This window comes from Massilia sp. UYP32 (genome assembly GCF_050434365.1).
GTDB classification, from domain to species: Bacteria; Pseudomonadota; Gammaproteobacteria; order Burkholderiales; family Burkholderiaceae_D; genus Telluria; species Telluria timonae.
Genome location: NZ_JBNDIK010000001.1, coordinates 133,327 through 146,979, shown reverse-complemented (window position 1 = coordinate 146,979; position 13,653 = coordinate 133,327). Strand labels below are relative to the sequence as shown.

Annotated in this window: 9 protein-coding genes and 1 tRNA gene; 1 reads left to right on the top strand and 9 read right to left on the bottom strand. The window is 62.0% G+C overall.

Annotated features, from left to right (window positions below; genetic code table 11):
• Window positions 1-92 precede the first annotated feature (92 nt).
• From fcl to ABIB42_RS00655, 5 genes are all read right to left on the bottom strand, one after another.
• A complete protein-coding gene (gene fcl, locus ABIB42_RS00675; protein ID WP_219863117.1) occupies window positions 93-1,145 on the bottom strand; it encodes a GDP-L-fucose synthase in 1,053 nt (350 codons plus the stop codon).
• A 293-nt stretch (window positions 1,146-1,438) separates the two neighbouring features.
• Window positions 1,439-2,821, bottom strand: a complete 1,383-nt coding sequence (locus ABIB42_RS00670; RefSeq protein WP_005669148.1) for an undecaprenyl-phosphate glucose phosphotransferase — start codon at window positions 2,819-2,821, stop codon at window positions 1,439-1,441.
• Between the two features lie 18 nt (window positions 2,822-2,839).
• Window positions 2,840-3,988 carry an XrtB/PEP-CTERM-associated polysaccharide biosynthesis outer membrane protein EpsL gene (epsL, locus tag ABIB42_RS00665; RefSeq protein WP_229409861.1) on the bottom strand — a complete coding sequence of 383 codons (1,149 nt, stop codon included), beginning with the start codon at window positions 3,986-3,988 and terminating at the stop codon, window positions 2,840-2,842.
• Between the two features lie 111 nt (window positions 3,989-4,099).
• A complete protein-coding gene (locus ABIB42_RS00660; RefSeq protein ID WP_005669142.1) occupies window positions 4,100-4,825 on the bottom strand; it encodes a CAAX prenyl protease-related protein in 726 nt (241 codons plus the stop codon).
• A gap of 37 nt (window positions 4,826-4,862) precedes the next feature.
• Complete coding sequence (locus ABIB42_RS00655; protein WP_005669140.1) at window positions 4,863-6,785, bottom strand: ATP-binding cassette domain-containing protein; 1,923 nt, start codon at window positions 6,783-6,785, stop codon at window positions 4,863-4,865.
• Window positions 6,786-7,013: 228 nt separating this feature from the next.
• Between ABIB42_RS00655 and ABIB42_RS00650 the strand changes: the two genes are divergently transcribed.
• A tRNA-Arg gene (locus ABIB42_RS00650) sits at window positions 7,014-7,088 on the top strand.
• A 68-nt stretch (window positions 7,089-7,156) separates the two neighbouring features.
• Here ABIB42_RS00650 and ABIB42_RS00645 read toward each other — a convergent pair.
• From ABIB42_RS00645 to ABIB42_RS00630, 4 genes are read right to left on the bottom strand one after another with little or no spacing between them, the layout of a single operon-like run.
• Window positions 7,157-7,423 carry a PAAR domain-containing protein gene (locus ABIB42_RS00645; RefSeq protein ID WP_081589964.1) on the bottom strand — a complete coding sequence of 89 codons (267 nt, stop codon included), beginning with the start codon at window positions 7,421-7,423 and terminating at the stop codon, window positions 7,157-7,159.
• 3 nt (window positions 7,424-7,426) lie between these two features.
• Window positions 7,427-8,914: a T6SS immunity protein Tli4 family protein gene (locus ABIB42_RS00640; protein ID WP_005669139.1), complete on the bottom strand. Its 1,488-nt coding sequence runs from the start codon at window positions 8,912-8,914 to the stop codon at window positions 7,427-7,429.
• 10 nt (window positions 8,915-8,924) lie between these two features.
• On the bottom strand, window positions 8,925-10,685 hold the full coding sequence (locus tag ABIB42_RS00635) for an esterase/lipase family protein (protein ID WP_219863115.1): 1,761 nt from the start codon (window positions 10,683-10,685) through the stop codon (window positions 8,925-8,927).
• Between the two features lie 20 nt (window positions 10,686-10,705).
• Window positions 10,706-13,450 carry a type VI secretion system Vgr family protein gene (locus ABIB42_RS00630; protein WP_219863113.1) on the bottom strand — a complete coding sequence of 915 codons (2,745 nt, stop codon included), beginning with the start codon at window positions 13,448-13,450 and terminating at the stop codon, window positions 10,706-10,708.
• Between the last annotated feature and the right edge of the window lie 203 nt (window positions 13,451-13,653).

Genomic DNA, 13,653 nt, shown 5'->3' with positions numbered 1-13,653 from the left:
GGGCTGAACCTCGGTGCGAATGGATGCGGCAAGTCTGTGACATTATGGTACGAGCTCTGCATGGTGTTCTCCGGCGTGGACGGCATTGGCCCTCAGGCATGCGCAGTCCGGTGTGAAATCCGCCATTCTGGACCGCTTGCGCCATCTGTTCTGTTGTGCATCTCACATCGTGCGTCGGGATCGCCACCTGCGCAGAGGTGCGCCAGATACGCGCGATAAGCACGCTCCAGCCCCTCGGCCAGCGGCGTGCTGGCGCGCCATCCCAGCGCCGCCAGCTTGGAGACGTCGAGCAGCTTGCGCGGCGTGCCGTCGGGCTTGCTGGCGTCGAAGACGATCTCGCCCCGGTAGCCCACGGTCTGGCCCACCAGGCGCGCCAGCTCGGCGATGGTGACGTCCTGGCCGGTGCCGACATTGATATGCGAATGCATGGGGTCGGTAGCCGCCGCATACGCCTCGGGCGCCAGCGCCATCACGTGGACGCTGGCGGCCGCCATGTCGTCGACGTAGAGGAATTCGCGCATCGGCTTGCCGCTGCCCCAGATCACGACCTCGGGCGCGGCGCTCGTCCTGGCCTCATGGAAGCGGCGCAGCAAGGCGGGAATGACGTGGCTGTTCTCGGGGTGGTAGTTGTCGCCGGGACCGTACAGGTTGGTGGGCATCACGCTGCGATAGTCGGTGCCGTACTGGCGGTTATAGCTTTCGCACAGCTTGATGCCGGCAATCTTGGCCATGGCATAGGGCTCGTTGGTCGGCTCGAGCATGCCATTCATCAGGTATTCCTCGCGGATCGGCTGCGCCGCCAGGCGCGGATAGATGCAGGACGAACCGAGGAACAGCAGCTTGCGCACGCCCGCGCGCCAGGCCTCGTGCACGACATTCGCCTGCACCATCAGGTTGTCGTAGATGAACTCGGCCGGATAGGTATGGTTGGCGTGGATGCCGCCGACCCTGGCCGCCGCCAGGTAGATCTGGTCGATGCCTTCGCTGCGGAAGAACTCGCGCACCTGCGCCTGGTCGGTCAGCTCGAGTTCGTCGTGGCTGCGGGTGACGATCTCGGCCTTGTCTGCGGCGCCCAGCGCGCGCACGATGGCCGAGCCGACGAGGCCGCGGTGGCCCGCAACATAAATGCGTGGCTTGTTGTGCACATTGCCTCCCGTGATCAATGTCGATGTGTCGCCGCCCCTATTGCAGCAGCGAAATCGGCCATTGTTCTTGCATTGTGGTTAACGATTCTACCCAGCCCGGATGGCCGCGCAAGCTTGTCGGGAATCGTCCAGATCAAAGAGCGCGTCGATTAGCGCTCATCCGTTTCTAGGACAAAATAGATTGGCTCGAAAGCTCGGCTGGAATCCCCGCCACCCTGCCATTCGATGCGCGCGAAGCCCGACGGTTCATTTTTCTCGCGCCGCGCTTCGCCGGCGGCGCGCCGGGATAGGCATCAGTGCGCGTTCTCGCGCGTGAGGACGACCTTGACGGTCTTGAGGATGATCCACAGATCGAGCCACAGCGACCAGTTGCGCAGGTAATCGAGGTCGTACTGGATGCGCGCTTCCATCTTGTCGAGGGTGGCCGTCTCGCCGCGCAAGCCATGCACCTGGGCCCAGCCGGTAATGCCCGGCTTGACCTTGTGGCGCAACATGTAACCCTTGATGAGCTTGCGGTATTCCTCGTTGTGCGCGACCGCATGCGGACGCGGTCCGACCACGCTCATGCGTCCTTGCAGCGCATTGATAAACTGCGGCAATTCGTCGAGCGAAGTGCGGCGCAGGAAGTGGCCGAGGCGGGTGATGCGGCGATCGTCGGCCCTGGCCTGGACGATGGTCGGCCCGTCGTCCAGTACCGTCATGGAGCGGAATTTATAGATATAGATCTCTTCGCCATACAGCCCGTAGCGGCGCTGCTTGAACAGCACAGGGCCAGGCGAACCGAGCTTCACGGCAAGTGCGATCACCAGCATCAGCGGCCCCAGCAGCACCAGGGCCAGCGCGCTGACCACGACGTCGGTGCCGCGCTTGAGCACGCTGTTAAAGCCCATGAACGGCGACTCGCTGATCGCGATCACCGGCATCCCGCCCACGGTATCGAAACGCGCCTGCATCAGGTCGAACACGTACACGTCGGGCAAGAAATAGACCGAGGCGGTGGTGTCCTTCAATTCGTCGACCAGCTGGCGGATGCGCGGCTGGGCCGAGACCGGCTGACTGATGAAGATCATCTTGATGTTCTTGCGCCGCACATAAGCGGCGACGTCTGCCATCTTGCCCAGCATCGGATAGCGCAGGCCGGGCGGCTTGCGACCGTCGGTACGGTCGTCGAAAAAGCCCTGCACCTGCATGAACAGGTTCGGATAGCGCTCGCACACGCCGGCGAACTTGATGCCGGCATCGTTGGCGCCGACCACCACGATCGAGCGCAGCTCACCGGCGTGCTTGCGGTTGCCGGTGGCGAAGCGCACCGCGATATGGCTGGCCAGGATCGTCAGCGGCGTCGCCAGCGCCCAGGCCAGCAGCACCCGCTCGTCGTAGTAGTACCTCATGCCGCTGGCCGAGCCGAGGAAATACAGCACGGCGAGCGTCAGGCACCAGCCGAATACCGTATCGCGCGCATAGGCCAGCATGCGGCCGCTGCGCCAGGTGCGGTAGGGATCGATCTGCTGGTAGACGGCCGACGAGATGAAGAAGGCCAGGATCATCAGCACCAGGCAATAGCCGGAGAACGGTTCGCCAAAGGCCAATGTCGCCAGGTACAGGCTGCCCATCACGATCAGCGGATCGAGCACGCGCTGGAAGAACGAAATAATGGGAATGTCATTGACCGTCATGCGCCGCCACATCCATCATCAGAACAGCACATTGGCGCTCAGTTGCACCATATTGGCGTCGAACTTGCCGGTGCCGAGTGCCTGCGAACCGGTGCGCGACTCGTAGGCGTAGCCGGCGATCACTTGTACCTTGGGCCGGACCTGCCATGACGCCCGTACGGTGGCGCTGCGGATCGCGTCGGTCAGGTCGTCCAATCCGGCAAACACGTCGCGCGCCGTATAGTCGCGCTTCTCGTAGGCGGCGCGGGCGTCCAGCCGGATGCGGTCGGTGGCAAGCCAGGTGGCTTGCAGGCTCGCTCCCTTGTTCAGGGTCGTGCTGACCCGCGAGCTTTCGATCGGCGCGAATTCGCGCCACAGCGACGCGCCATAGCTGATCTTGCCCTGCGGCTTGTACAGCCAGGTGACACGGCCGTTGACGCCGCTGGTGCGGCCGTCGTCGTACGAGGGCTGGTCGCGCCGCGCATAGCCGACCAGCGCCTGCACCGTCGTCGAGCCGCTCGCCAGCCAGTCGACCCGCGCCTTGAGCTCGTCCTGGGTGAAATCGTCGGTGAGCACGCTGCTGTTGTAAGGTCGCCGGTACGGATAGTTGCCCTTCAGGCGGCGCGCGACGAGGCCCACCGTGCTGCCGCTTTTTGGCCGGTACTGGAGCTCGACCTCATAGGCTTTTTCGGTGCGGTCGTTGTAGCGCTGGGCCAGCAACTCGTAGGTGTACTTGTCGCGCGCGGCGCCGACGCGCAGCTTCCAGCTTGGATGCAGCTTCCAGCCGGCATCGAGCAACTGGCGCCGCTGCCGGCGCAGGTTGCGTTCGTCGCTGTCGAAGTCGGTGTATGGCGCCAGCGTCTTGATGTACAACGCTTCGACACGGCCCTCGAACTGCTTGCCGGCTTGCCACAACCAGCTCGCCTGCAGGTCACGTCCGTCGTAGTCGAGCTGGTCGAAGTGGTCGAACTTGACCTTCGACACCTTGGCGGTCGCCGCGATGCGCTGGCGGCTGATGGTCTTGTCGAGCACGACGCCGGCGTCGAGCGTGCGATAGGAATCGCTGCGCTGGCCTTCGAACGGTTGCTCGTCGTCGGCCACACGAAAAATATTGTCGTCGTAGGCCCAGCCGATGCCGCCAAGCAGCCGTATGCCGTCTTCTTGTCGCGCGTCGTTCGGCGCAGACACTGCTGGGAAGGAACATAACACCGTCGCCAGGGCCGCCACGGTTCGAAGCCGATGCGCTGCAGGGTTGAAAGGCATGTTCTACATTTCCCGGTGGATGCTGCGCCGAAGGAATTACCAGAACTGCCAGCCTCCGGTATGCACCACCCAGACTCCCAGCAATCCATTGGTGATAGCGTGAGCCAGTATCGGCGACCACAGCTTGCGGTGCCGCATATACAACAAACCATAGGCGACGCCGGCCATGACGCCGGCCAGCCAAAGATGGTGTTCGAATCCGAACAACAGGCATGGAATCACGAAAGCCTTGAAGCCGATACGCGCCGGATCAAGCGACATGAAGTCGGATCGCTCGACCCACCGCATCAAGAAAGAGCGCCAGAACAGCTCTTCCATCACCGGCACGATCAGGGCGGCGCCGGCAATGCGGATCGTCACCAACAACCAGTCGATCTCGCCTTGTGTGCGCGGGTCGTAGCCGGGCGCGCTGCCAAGCGTCATCCAGGGGGCGTCGAGATGCACCCACAAGACCAGCACCACGACGCCGGCGGCGCTGGCGGCCAGCGCCTGCCTCAGCGACAGCGCGAAACGGTGCAGCTCGTCATAGCCGCGCCAGAACGCGGCCAGCAGCGCCAGCACGGCGCCGACCTGCACCGGATACAGCCAGCGCAGCTCGGCGCGGCCGACACCGATCCGCTCGAGCATGTCGGCAAGGATAATGAAGAAAATATAGGTGCCGAAAGGCAGGATCCGCATCCAGGCGGCGCGGTTGAGAAGGGGTTCGTCGGCCGCGAACGCGGCCGGTGGCGGGACAGCATGTGGTTCATCGCGTTCGGTCATCGATGCCGTCCCTTCATTGCCTCATTGAACGTCGTGCTTATTCGCCCCTGGCGCGCGCCTCGATGCGCTCCCAGCGCTCGAGCGCGTCGAGCAGCAAGTCGTCGATCTCGGCATACCGCGCATTGATGCGCTTGGCGTCGGCCGGATTCGTCTTGTAGAAATCAGGCGCGTTCAACTGCTGCGTGATCGCGGACTGCTCGTCTTCGAGCGACGCGATCAACTGCGGCAACTCTTCGAGCTCGCGCTGTTCCTTGTAGCTCAGCTTGACCTTCTTGCCCGCGCCCTGGGCCGGCGCCTCGTCCACCTTGGCGGCGCTGGCCTTGGCCGCGTTCGGCGCAGGCGCCGGCGCAGACGCCGCCGGGGCCGCCGCCCTGACGCGCTCCCAGTCAGTATAGCCGCCGACATATTCGCGCCACTTGCCGCCGCCCTCGGCCACGATGACCTGGGTCACGACATTGTCCAGGAAGGTACGGTCGTGGCTGACAAGGAAGACGGTGCCGGTGTATTCCTCCAGCAATTCTTCCAGCAGTTCGAGGGTGTCGATGTCGAGGTCGTTGGTCGGTTCGTCCAGCACCAGGCAGTTGGCCGGCTTGGCGAACAGGCGCGCCAGCAGCAGGCGGTTGCGCTCGCCGCCCGAGAGCGACTTGACGGGCGAACGCGCCCGTTCCGGCGAGAACAGGAAGTCGTTCAGGTAGGTCATCACATGCTTGCGCTGGCCATTGATCTCGACCCAGTCGCTGCCGGGAGCGATGGTGTCGGCCAGGCTCGCCTCTTCGTTGAGCTGGGTGCGCATCTGGTCGAAATACGCCACGTTCAATTTGGTGCCGAGGCGCACGGCGCCGCTGTCGGCCGTTTCCTCACCCAGGATGATCTTGAGCAAGGTCGTCTTGCCGGCGCCGTTCGGCCCGATCAGGCCGACCTTGTCGCCGCGCATGATGGTGCCGGTGAAACCGTCGACGATCACCTTGTCGCCATAACGCTTCGACACGCCTTCCAGGTCGGCGACGATCTTGCCCGAGCGCTCGCCGGTGGCGACGTCGAGCTTGATCTGGCCCTGCTGGTCGCGGCGCGCGGCGCGCTGCAGGCGCAGCGCTTCCAGGCGGCGCACGCGGCCTTCGTCGCGGGTACGGCGCGCCTGCACGCCCTTGCGGATCCACACTTCTTCTTGCGCCAGGAATTTATCGAACTTGGCGTTCTCGACTTCCTCGTTGGCCAGCAATTCGCGCTTGCGCTCCTGATACGTCGAGAAATTGCCCGGGAACGAGAGCAGCTTGCCGCGGTCGAGCTCGATGATGCGGGTGGCGACATTGTCCAGGAAGCTGCGGTCGTGGGTGATGAACAGGATCGAGCCGCGGAACTCACGCAACAGGCTCTCCAGCCACTTGATCGAGGTAAAGTCCAGGTGGTTGGTCGGTTCGTCGAGCAGCAGCACGTCCGGCGCCGACACCAGGGCCACGGCCAGCGCCACCCGCTTTTGCATACCGCCGGACAAGGTGCCCATTTTCGCGTCGCCCGCCAGGTTCAGGCGGCCCAGCGTGGTCTCGACCTTGTTCGCCAGGTTCCAGCCGTCGGTGGCGTCCAGCCTGGTCTGCAGCACGTGCATGCGTTCCATCAGCGCATCGTCGTCGCCCTGGCCGAACTTGCCGGTGAGTTCTTCATATTCAGTCAGCATCGCCTGCTGGTCGCCCATGCCGAGCGCGACCACGTCGAACACGGTCATTTGCGGGTCGAACACTGGTTCCTGCTCAACGTAGGCGATGCTCACGCCCTGCTGCATGACCAGCAGGCCGTCGTCGAGTTTCGAGCGGCCCGAGATGATCTTCAGGAGCGAGGATTTGCCGGTGCCGTTACGGCCGATGAGACCGACGCGCTCGCCGGTTTCCAGCGAAAAGTCGGCGTGGTCGAGCAGCGGGACGTGGCCGAAGGCCAGTTGCGCGGAAGTGAGGGAGATGACTGCCATGTTCGGTAAGCGTTCCGTCGCGCGGTGTTGCCGGCGCGGGATCGGAAAAATGTGCGTTAATTGATTGAGGCGCACATTGTACCGACTGGCGGGCCTGAACTTGCAAAACTCTTGCTATCCTCGGCTATAATTGCAGTCGGTCCATGGTCGCGGTCTGTCTTGCAGGCGTGGCCACCGGATTGCAAGCTTGTCTTGCGAGGCGTCGTCAGTGATGGCGGAACCTGCCTCCTCCCCGTAGCACAATGGATAGTGCACATGCCTCCTAAGCGTGGGATACTGGTTCGATTCCAGTCGGGGGGACCACCCCTTTAAATCGGAATGTTTCACCGCATCTCACCATATGCGCCTGAAGTATCAGAGGGTCGGGTTCTTTATTGCCCACTGAAGTTTCCGATAGAAGCAATCAGGCTTGCTCCACACGTCGTCTTATGCCCGTCGTAGGCAACGGCAATGCCGTTGATGACGTGGCTCGGATCGCCTTCAGCAATCGTGCATTTGTCATGTCCCTTGATGGGACAACTGCACGCATCACCGACGCAGGCGACCGGGACCCCGTCAACCGTGAAGTACGTGGCGCTCACACTTTCGACCTTGCCACCATGAGACGTTGCGTCACCTAATCGAATCACATTGGGCATCGCTCAGCCTTTCTCATTGGGTGGGGTTCCTTCGCCACGGCCACCGTGTGGCCTGGGATCGGTAGCGTCTTTCGGAAGGTCATCAGGGGGAGAGATTTCCACGATTGAGGTTGGCTGCCCCGCCGTGTGTGCAAGAGTAGGCGCATCATCGTAGCTGACCAGTTTCCAGACTGTCGCCGCTCGGTAAGAGGGCCGTTGCCCCTTGAGTTTTTGCCAGATCGACGGCTCGCCAATCACAGCCACATGCGGCATACGGTCGCCGGCCCGGATGTGTTGACGCCGGCTATCCCCCGTCGGCCCCGGCCTATCGTGCTCCCACAATCCGGTCTGCGGGCAGGTGCGCCCGGTTGCCGCGAGTTCGCCCAGCGGCAGGCGTGGACCGGTGTCGGCGGATTTGGCGGGCACGGCGCGGGTCGGGCGCACGCGGATGGTGCTGATGATCTTGTCCCAGACTGCGATGGCTTCTTCGTCGGTCAGACTGGCCTTCGTGGAGCCGGCTGCGTTATCGCCGACGCCGGTTTGGAGCTGGATATCGGCGTACGGTCTGAACGGGTCGTGGGGAACGCCCGTGAATTTGGCCTGAAAGTCGTGATAAGAATGGACGTGTTCTTCGTCGGGATTACGCAAGAGGACCTCGTAGCCGGTCTTCCATTCATGTATCTGGCGCGGGCTCTCGCGGAAAAAATCAATCTTGGCAAGCGCCGCTTTCTCTTCGGGCGTGGTTGGGCTTTCCTTGATACGCTTCCACTGGGCCCGGAGCGAGTCGCCCTCAGGGTTGGGGGGATTCGATGGTGCGACATAAATTGAAAAATGCGTATCGGGGAACTCTTTTAAACGAAAGCCAATACGGATGTGTTCCATAAGATCATCGTGTGTTGGATTTTGCTTATCTGGCAAAAAAAAGTGTTCGATGCAGTTGCCGGGCTCGATGGGGATTTCATCTTCTGGACGCTGGCGCATACGGCGTGCAATGCTTTTTATGTCTGTGATAGTCTCGTCTTTCTGTTCTTCTAACGGACGCGCATCAATGATAACGCTGTCGTTGTTCATCCTGAAGTAGCCGTTTATTTTCAGCATACCAATCGCTTCAAAACCATCGTAGCCAGTTACGATTTTTCCTTCGGGCTGGCGCATGTCGTCCACCGAAATCAGCAAGGGGACGTTGTTGAGGTAAATGGCCTTTTCGCTTTTCAGCTCGTCGACGAACTTCTGCATCAAGGCCTTTACCTCATCCACGCCGTCACGGTAAATGGTCACGCCCAGCGGAACATCGGTACCGCCCCATGCGACGGTAGCCGATGCGGGTACATCGACCATGAAGCGGCCAAAGCAGACGGTTTTCGTTTTGTCAAACACAGGTTGCAGGCGGGACGTAAAGGAGGTCATGTTCGGCGTCTTCCATTCTTTCGGGTGGTGGTCGCATGCTGCGAGCAACAGGCTCGCGGCAGCAAGCGGAAAAAGGAACAGGCGTCTGATGGCGGTCGGGCACATGGTATCCCTCTCAGCATTCCCAGCTTGCGTGCTGGACGATGCGCACGATGCTATACAAGGTCGACGCAATGGCCTGCGGGTCCTTGTAACTGGACTGGTGTTCGTAACCGGTCTGGCGGAACACGCCCTTGAACGTGCCGCTGTTCAACTGGTGGTCGGCGGATTTGGCGGGCACGGTCTGGTCGCCTGGCGCCGACGGCGCGAGTATCGTTGCGTGCATCGGTACAGGCCTACTGTCATTGAACGGCAGTGCCCCGATATTATTCGCTCCATCTGGGTCCCACGAAGTGAATTCAAGCCTGCCCTGCCGGCTGTCGCGGACGACAGACCAGTTCTGCCAGCCGCTAGGGTCGGCACAATTCCTGATTTCCCAAACCACCTCGCCGAAGCTTTGCCGTCCGCCGTCGGCGCCGTAATGCGCATAACTGTTCGGGTGATAGGTGTTTGCAATCGTCTGATGAAATTGCCTTGCCTGATCGAGAAATCTACATGTTCGTGCAAACGTTCCGCCGTCTTTCTTTGGGGGAACGTTGGACGGATTGATCCAGTCCTCCCGGAACAACGCATACCATTTGCCGCGCAGCTTGTAGATTTCGCTATAGGGATCGCCCTGCTTCGGCCAGGCTTCCAGATCCCGCCCATTGTGTCTCACGCGCAGCCAGCCGTTGCCGTAGGAATCGCTAGGCAGCAGCTGCAGTGCGCCCGTGGCATTCGCCAGCACCGCCGTGACTTCGTCGCCATAATTGCCGGCTACCTTTGCGCCAATACTTGCTTCAATGATGCTTGGGCTAATGCTCATCAGGCCCGGGTCCTCGAATCCTGCCCGCATGCGCTTATAGGCGGCCGGCGCACCGATTGCCGGCATCACGCCGTGCACAATGCCGAGCACTTTGTCCTGCAAATTGCCATAGGCCGGATGCACCAGCGCCCGCCCGACAAGCCCGCCCATCGAATGGGTTACAACGATCACCTTTTCGCATTCGTAGCCGGACGCGGTCAGCTCACCGATGACCTTGTTAATGCGTGCGGCGATAATCTTCGCGCTTTCGCCATTCGACTGCAGCCAGTTGTAGCCGAACGAGTAAACGGCAAACCAGCAGCCGGTGACCGCCTTTTTAAGTTCGTCCTCAGTCAATACTTGCTGCGGCAGACTGGGGTCGGACCTCCATACCTTTGGATCAACGCCAACGACATCGCGCCACTCGGACCGTATTTTTCCATTGGCGAACGTGTTGTTCAGGCGAGATTCGAGGTGTTGCAGCAACTCGCCATAACTCTTGAAAAATACTTCGCCCCAGCCGCGTGCCCGTGCCTTTTGGACCGCGGTACGTCCGTTCGGCATAGTCGGCGGGTCGCTCGTCAGCAAGGGAGAATTAAAGTTCTCGGCCAAGGCCACATTACCATGCCGTCCATCGCCCGTGACGTCAGACGGCCCGGAAGGATCGTAGATATCGACCGTGGTTTGCAGCGGATCCAGTCGCAGTTGCCGCTCACGCGGCGGGCTATTCGCATTCTTGCTGATGTTCGATACCCCAAGCGCATCTGGCCGCCACGCAATATTGTCGCTCTGCTTCAACTCTCTCTGCCGCTCGGCGCTCAACCGCAAATTCGACCCCATGATGCCCGGAAGAAAAATTACCGGCAGCACCCGCTTCGGCAACATCCGCGCGCACTGCGGCTTCTTGTCCTGCTTCGGTGTCGCAAACCCTTCAGCTTTGCGAGCCGCGTGGGCATGATGTTGCGCAGGCAAAGGATGTTCGGCAGTCGTCATCGCATGCTCCCCATGGTGTATCAGTCGTCCAATGCCTCGATGCTGTAGCGCCCAAACGAAATGGCGCTGCTAAAACGCTCGGTCAGCCCGTTCGCATCTGTCCGCCCCTCGAAGCTGCGGCCGTCTTCGGTGGTGATGCGATAGCGCTGGTTCTGCATCGGCTCATCGGTCCCGATCCAGCGCAGCACGGTCTGCTGGTCGTGCTGCGCCTCGCTCTTCGGCGGCGTCACGGCGGCCGGGTTGCCGCCTCCCGGTCCGATATGCGCGAACTTCGACGATTTGATCGTGTGTTCGCCGCTGCTCTGCTGAGTGATGACCCCGGCGCCGATATCCACCTGGGCGCCCTGCGCCACGATGCGGACCTTGGGCGCCTGCAGCACGATCTCGTCGGTGGCAGTCAGCACGATGCGTTTGGAGGAAGTGACCTCGATATCGTCGCCGTGTGTCTGCAATTCCAGCTTGCCGCTGGCGGCAATCAGCTTGATACCGAGCCGGTGTGCGAACAGGCTGATGCTTTCCGAAACACGCGCCAGCAGTTTCCTGCCGACCGATAGCTGGGTATTGCCGATGCTGAGCACATCGATATGCGTCTGCGCGCCGATCGCAATATTGTCCTGGCTGGTCATGGCGACGCCGGCCGGCGCGGATAGCGCCACCACGGGCTGGCCGCCGGCGCCGTCCTTTTCGGTATTGCTGCCGGCTTCCCACTGCTTCAGGTAGCCGATCAGTTGTTCGAGCTCCCCATCGTCGGTACTGTCCGCGTGATGCGTCGACGCCAGTTCAGCCAGTTGCCTCTGCAGTCCCTGCAAGGCCTCGGCAAGGCCGAGAAGCTCGCTGCGATCCAGTTGTTTTCCGCCGGCATGCTGGCGCGCGGCGGCGCTGATCAAGACCCCTTGCGCGCCCCGGAGCGCGACGGCAAGGTCGCTGCGCAGCTCCGCGCCTTCGCCGCGCGCCTCGCCCTTGCCGTCCTTGCGCGGGTGGGTCAGCCACCCCAGGTTCAACTCGCTATGACCGTGCTGGGACGACAGCTGTGCATTGATCTGGCCCGACGTGTCATCCAACCGCAACTGGTTGTAGCGGTCGCCGCCGACCTCCTTGCTCTTGATGCCGGCAACGTATCGGTTTCCAGGCAGCGCCCCGGCATGACTGAACGCGGGCGGCGGCGCCATGCGCCCGTAGACCTGGCCAACGATGATCGGCTTATCCGGATCGCCACCGAGGAAGCCAACCAGGACCTCATCGCCGACGCGCGGCAGCGTGATCGTCCCCCACTGATTGCTGGCCCAGGTGCTGGCGACCCGTATCCAGGCGGAGTCCCGGTCGCTGCCGCTGGCACCCGCGCCTTGCGCATGCTCGTGGTCTTCAACCCTGGCGCCGGGAAAGCGTACCTTGACCCGCCCGTGTTCATCGCAATGCACTTCTTCGCCGGGCGGGCCGACGACGATCGCACTTTGCAGCTGTGGACGCGGCAGATCCGTACGCGGATCGAATGCCGGCACGATCGGAATGCTGCGGCGAACGCAGGCAAAGCGGTTCATGTAGCGCATGCCGCGCTCGGCGCTGGCCTGGTGCAGACCGCTGTCGAAATAGGTTTCATCCCACCGGTTGAGCGCAAACAGCCGCTGTATCCGCTCATCGAGTGTCTTCGGCAGGTTGTTCTGCGCATCGACCTCCAGGCGCGTGATGACAAATTCCCGTTCCTGCGGCGAGTGGGTGTCGATATCCGGATGGCCGCTCAAGGCGATCCATTCTCCGATACAAAGAGCGCGCACACTTCCTTCGCCATAAAAGCATTTGGACTCGTACTCATGGCGCTTCATGCGTAGTTCGCCAAGCTCGCGGTAGTCGTCGCCGTCCGCCCCAGCATGCGGCACGTCGATCAGGTAGTCATCGAGACCGAGCGCGAAGCGGTTACCAGTCGCCCCCTGGTCTATACATGACGGCGTATTGGCGGTCATCGGCCGGCCCTGCAGGTAGTCCCAGCTGAGACGGTTGAGATTGCCCGGGACGAGCTTGCGTACCGGGCTCCACGCGAAGATGGTATCGCTTTGCTCGGTACCGTCGTCCCGGTGGTAGCGCACCACGCCCGCGGCATTTTGCGGCAGCGTGAACCCATCGTCGAACAACACCAGCGTGTGCGCCGGCATGTCCTCGCCCTGGGATTCGCTAGCGAGCCCTGGACGCATGAACCACGCGATGCCGCGCCGTTTCCACAAGCGGCGCAAGAAGTCGGCATCGGACTCGTTGTGCTGCATGGTGAACTCGCGGGCCGGGAACATGCCTTTCACATGCGACCACTCCACGTCGAATGCCCTGGCCAGCACCGGATTGTTCCGACGCCACTCGCCCACAATGACCTGAGTGATGTCCAGTTCGTTCATGTTGCGGAAGACCCGGGTACTGGTGCGCTGCTCCATCAGCGCCAGCGCATCGCGCAGCACCAGTTCATAGGTCGCCAGGCCACCATCGCTCTGGCCGGCAGCCGCTTGCGCGACGATGCCGCGCACCGCGCGCATGTTGCCGCGGTCCGTCACGAACTGCAGCTCGACCGGCAGTGCGATGAAGTCCTTCAGAGGGAGATCGGCGCGTGTCGACACGCACAGGAGCCGGTATTCCAGTCCGCCACACAGTGTTTCGGTTCCGCTGACACGCTGGACCAGCAGGACGTCGCCAGACGCTTGCTGTCCTCGCGAAAACCGCAAACGTATGGGGCGATGCGACTCGGTCAGGCTGGTAAATCCTTCAATCAGGTCCTTGAGGTTCATTTATCCGCCGTCGAGGCTGCTCTAACCCGATGACGAAATATGGCGACAGTGAGCATGCGTCCTCCGCTATACGTGTCTTCGCAATACATTCCAAGAATCAATGGTATGTACTTGGAACGACAATATCTTTGACATCAGATAAGCCCTCGCTCGTTCATGCTTTTAGTGTGGACGCGCGGATATACCGACGGACAATGCAACAC

Coding starts and splice junctions, on each gene's coding strand:
- ABIB42_RS00670 (WP_005669148.1), bottom strand. CDS start 2,821: ATGACGGTCAATGACATTCCCATTATTTCGTTCTTCCAGCGCGTGCTC.
- ABIB42_RS00660 (WP_005669142.1), bottom strand. CDS start 4,825: ATGACCGAACGCGATGAACCACATGCTGTCCCGCCACCGGCCGCGTTC.
- ABIB42_RS00655 (WP_005669140.1), bottom strand. CDS start 6,785: ATGGCAGTCATCTCCCTCACTTCCGCGCAACTGGCCTTCGGCCACGTC.
- ABIB42_RS00645 (WP_081589964.1), bottom strand. CDS start 7,423: ATGCCCAATGTGATTCGATTAGGTGACGCAACGTCTCATGGTGGCAAG.
- ABIB42_RS00640 (WP_005669139.1), bottom strand. CDS start 8,914: ATGTGCCCGACCGCCATCAGACGCCTGTTCCTTTTTCCGCTTGCTGCC.
- ABIB42_RS00635 (WP_219863115.1), bottom strand. CDS start 10,685: ATGACGACTGCCGAACATCCTTTGCCTGCGCAACATCATGCCCACGCG.
- ABIB42_RS00630 (WP_219863113.1), bottom strand. CDS start 13,450: ATGAACCTCAAGGACCTGATTGAAGGATTTACCAGCCTGACCGAGTCG.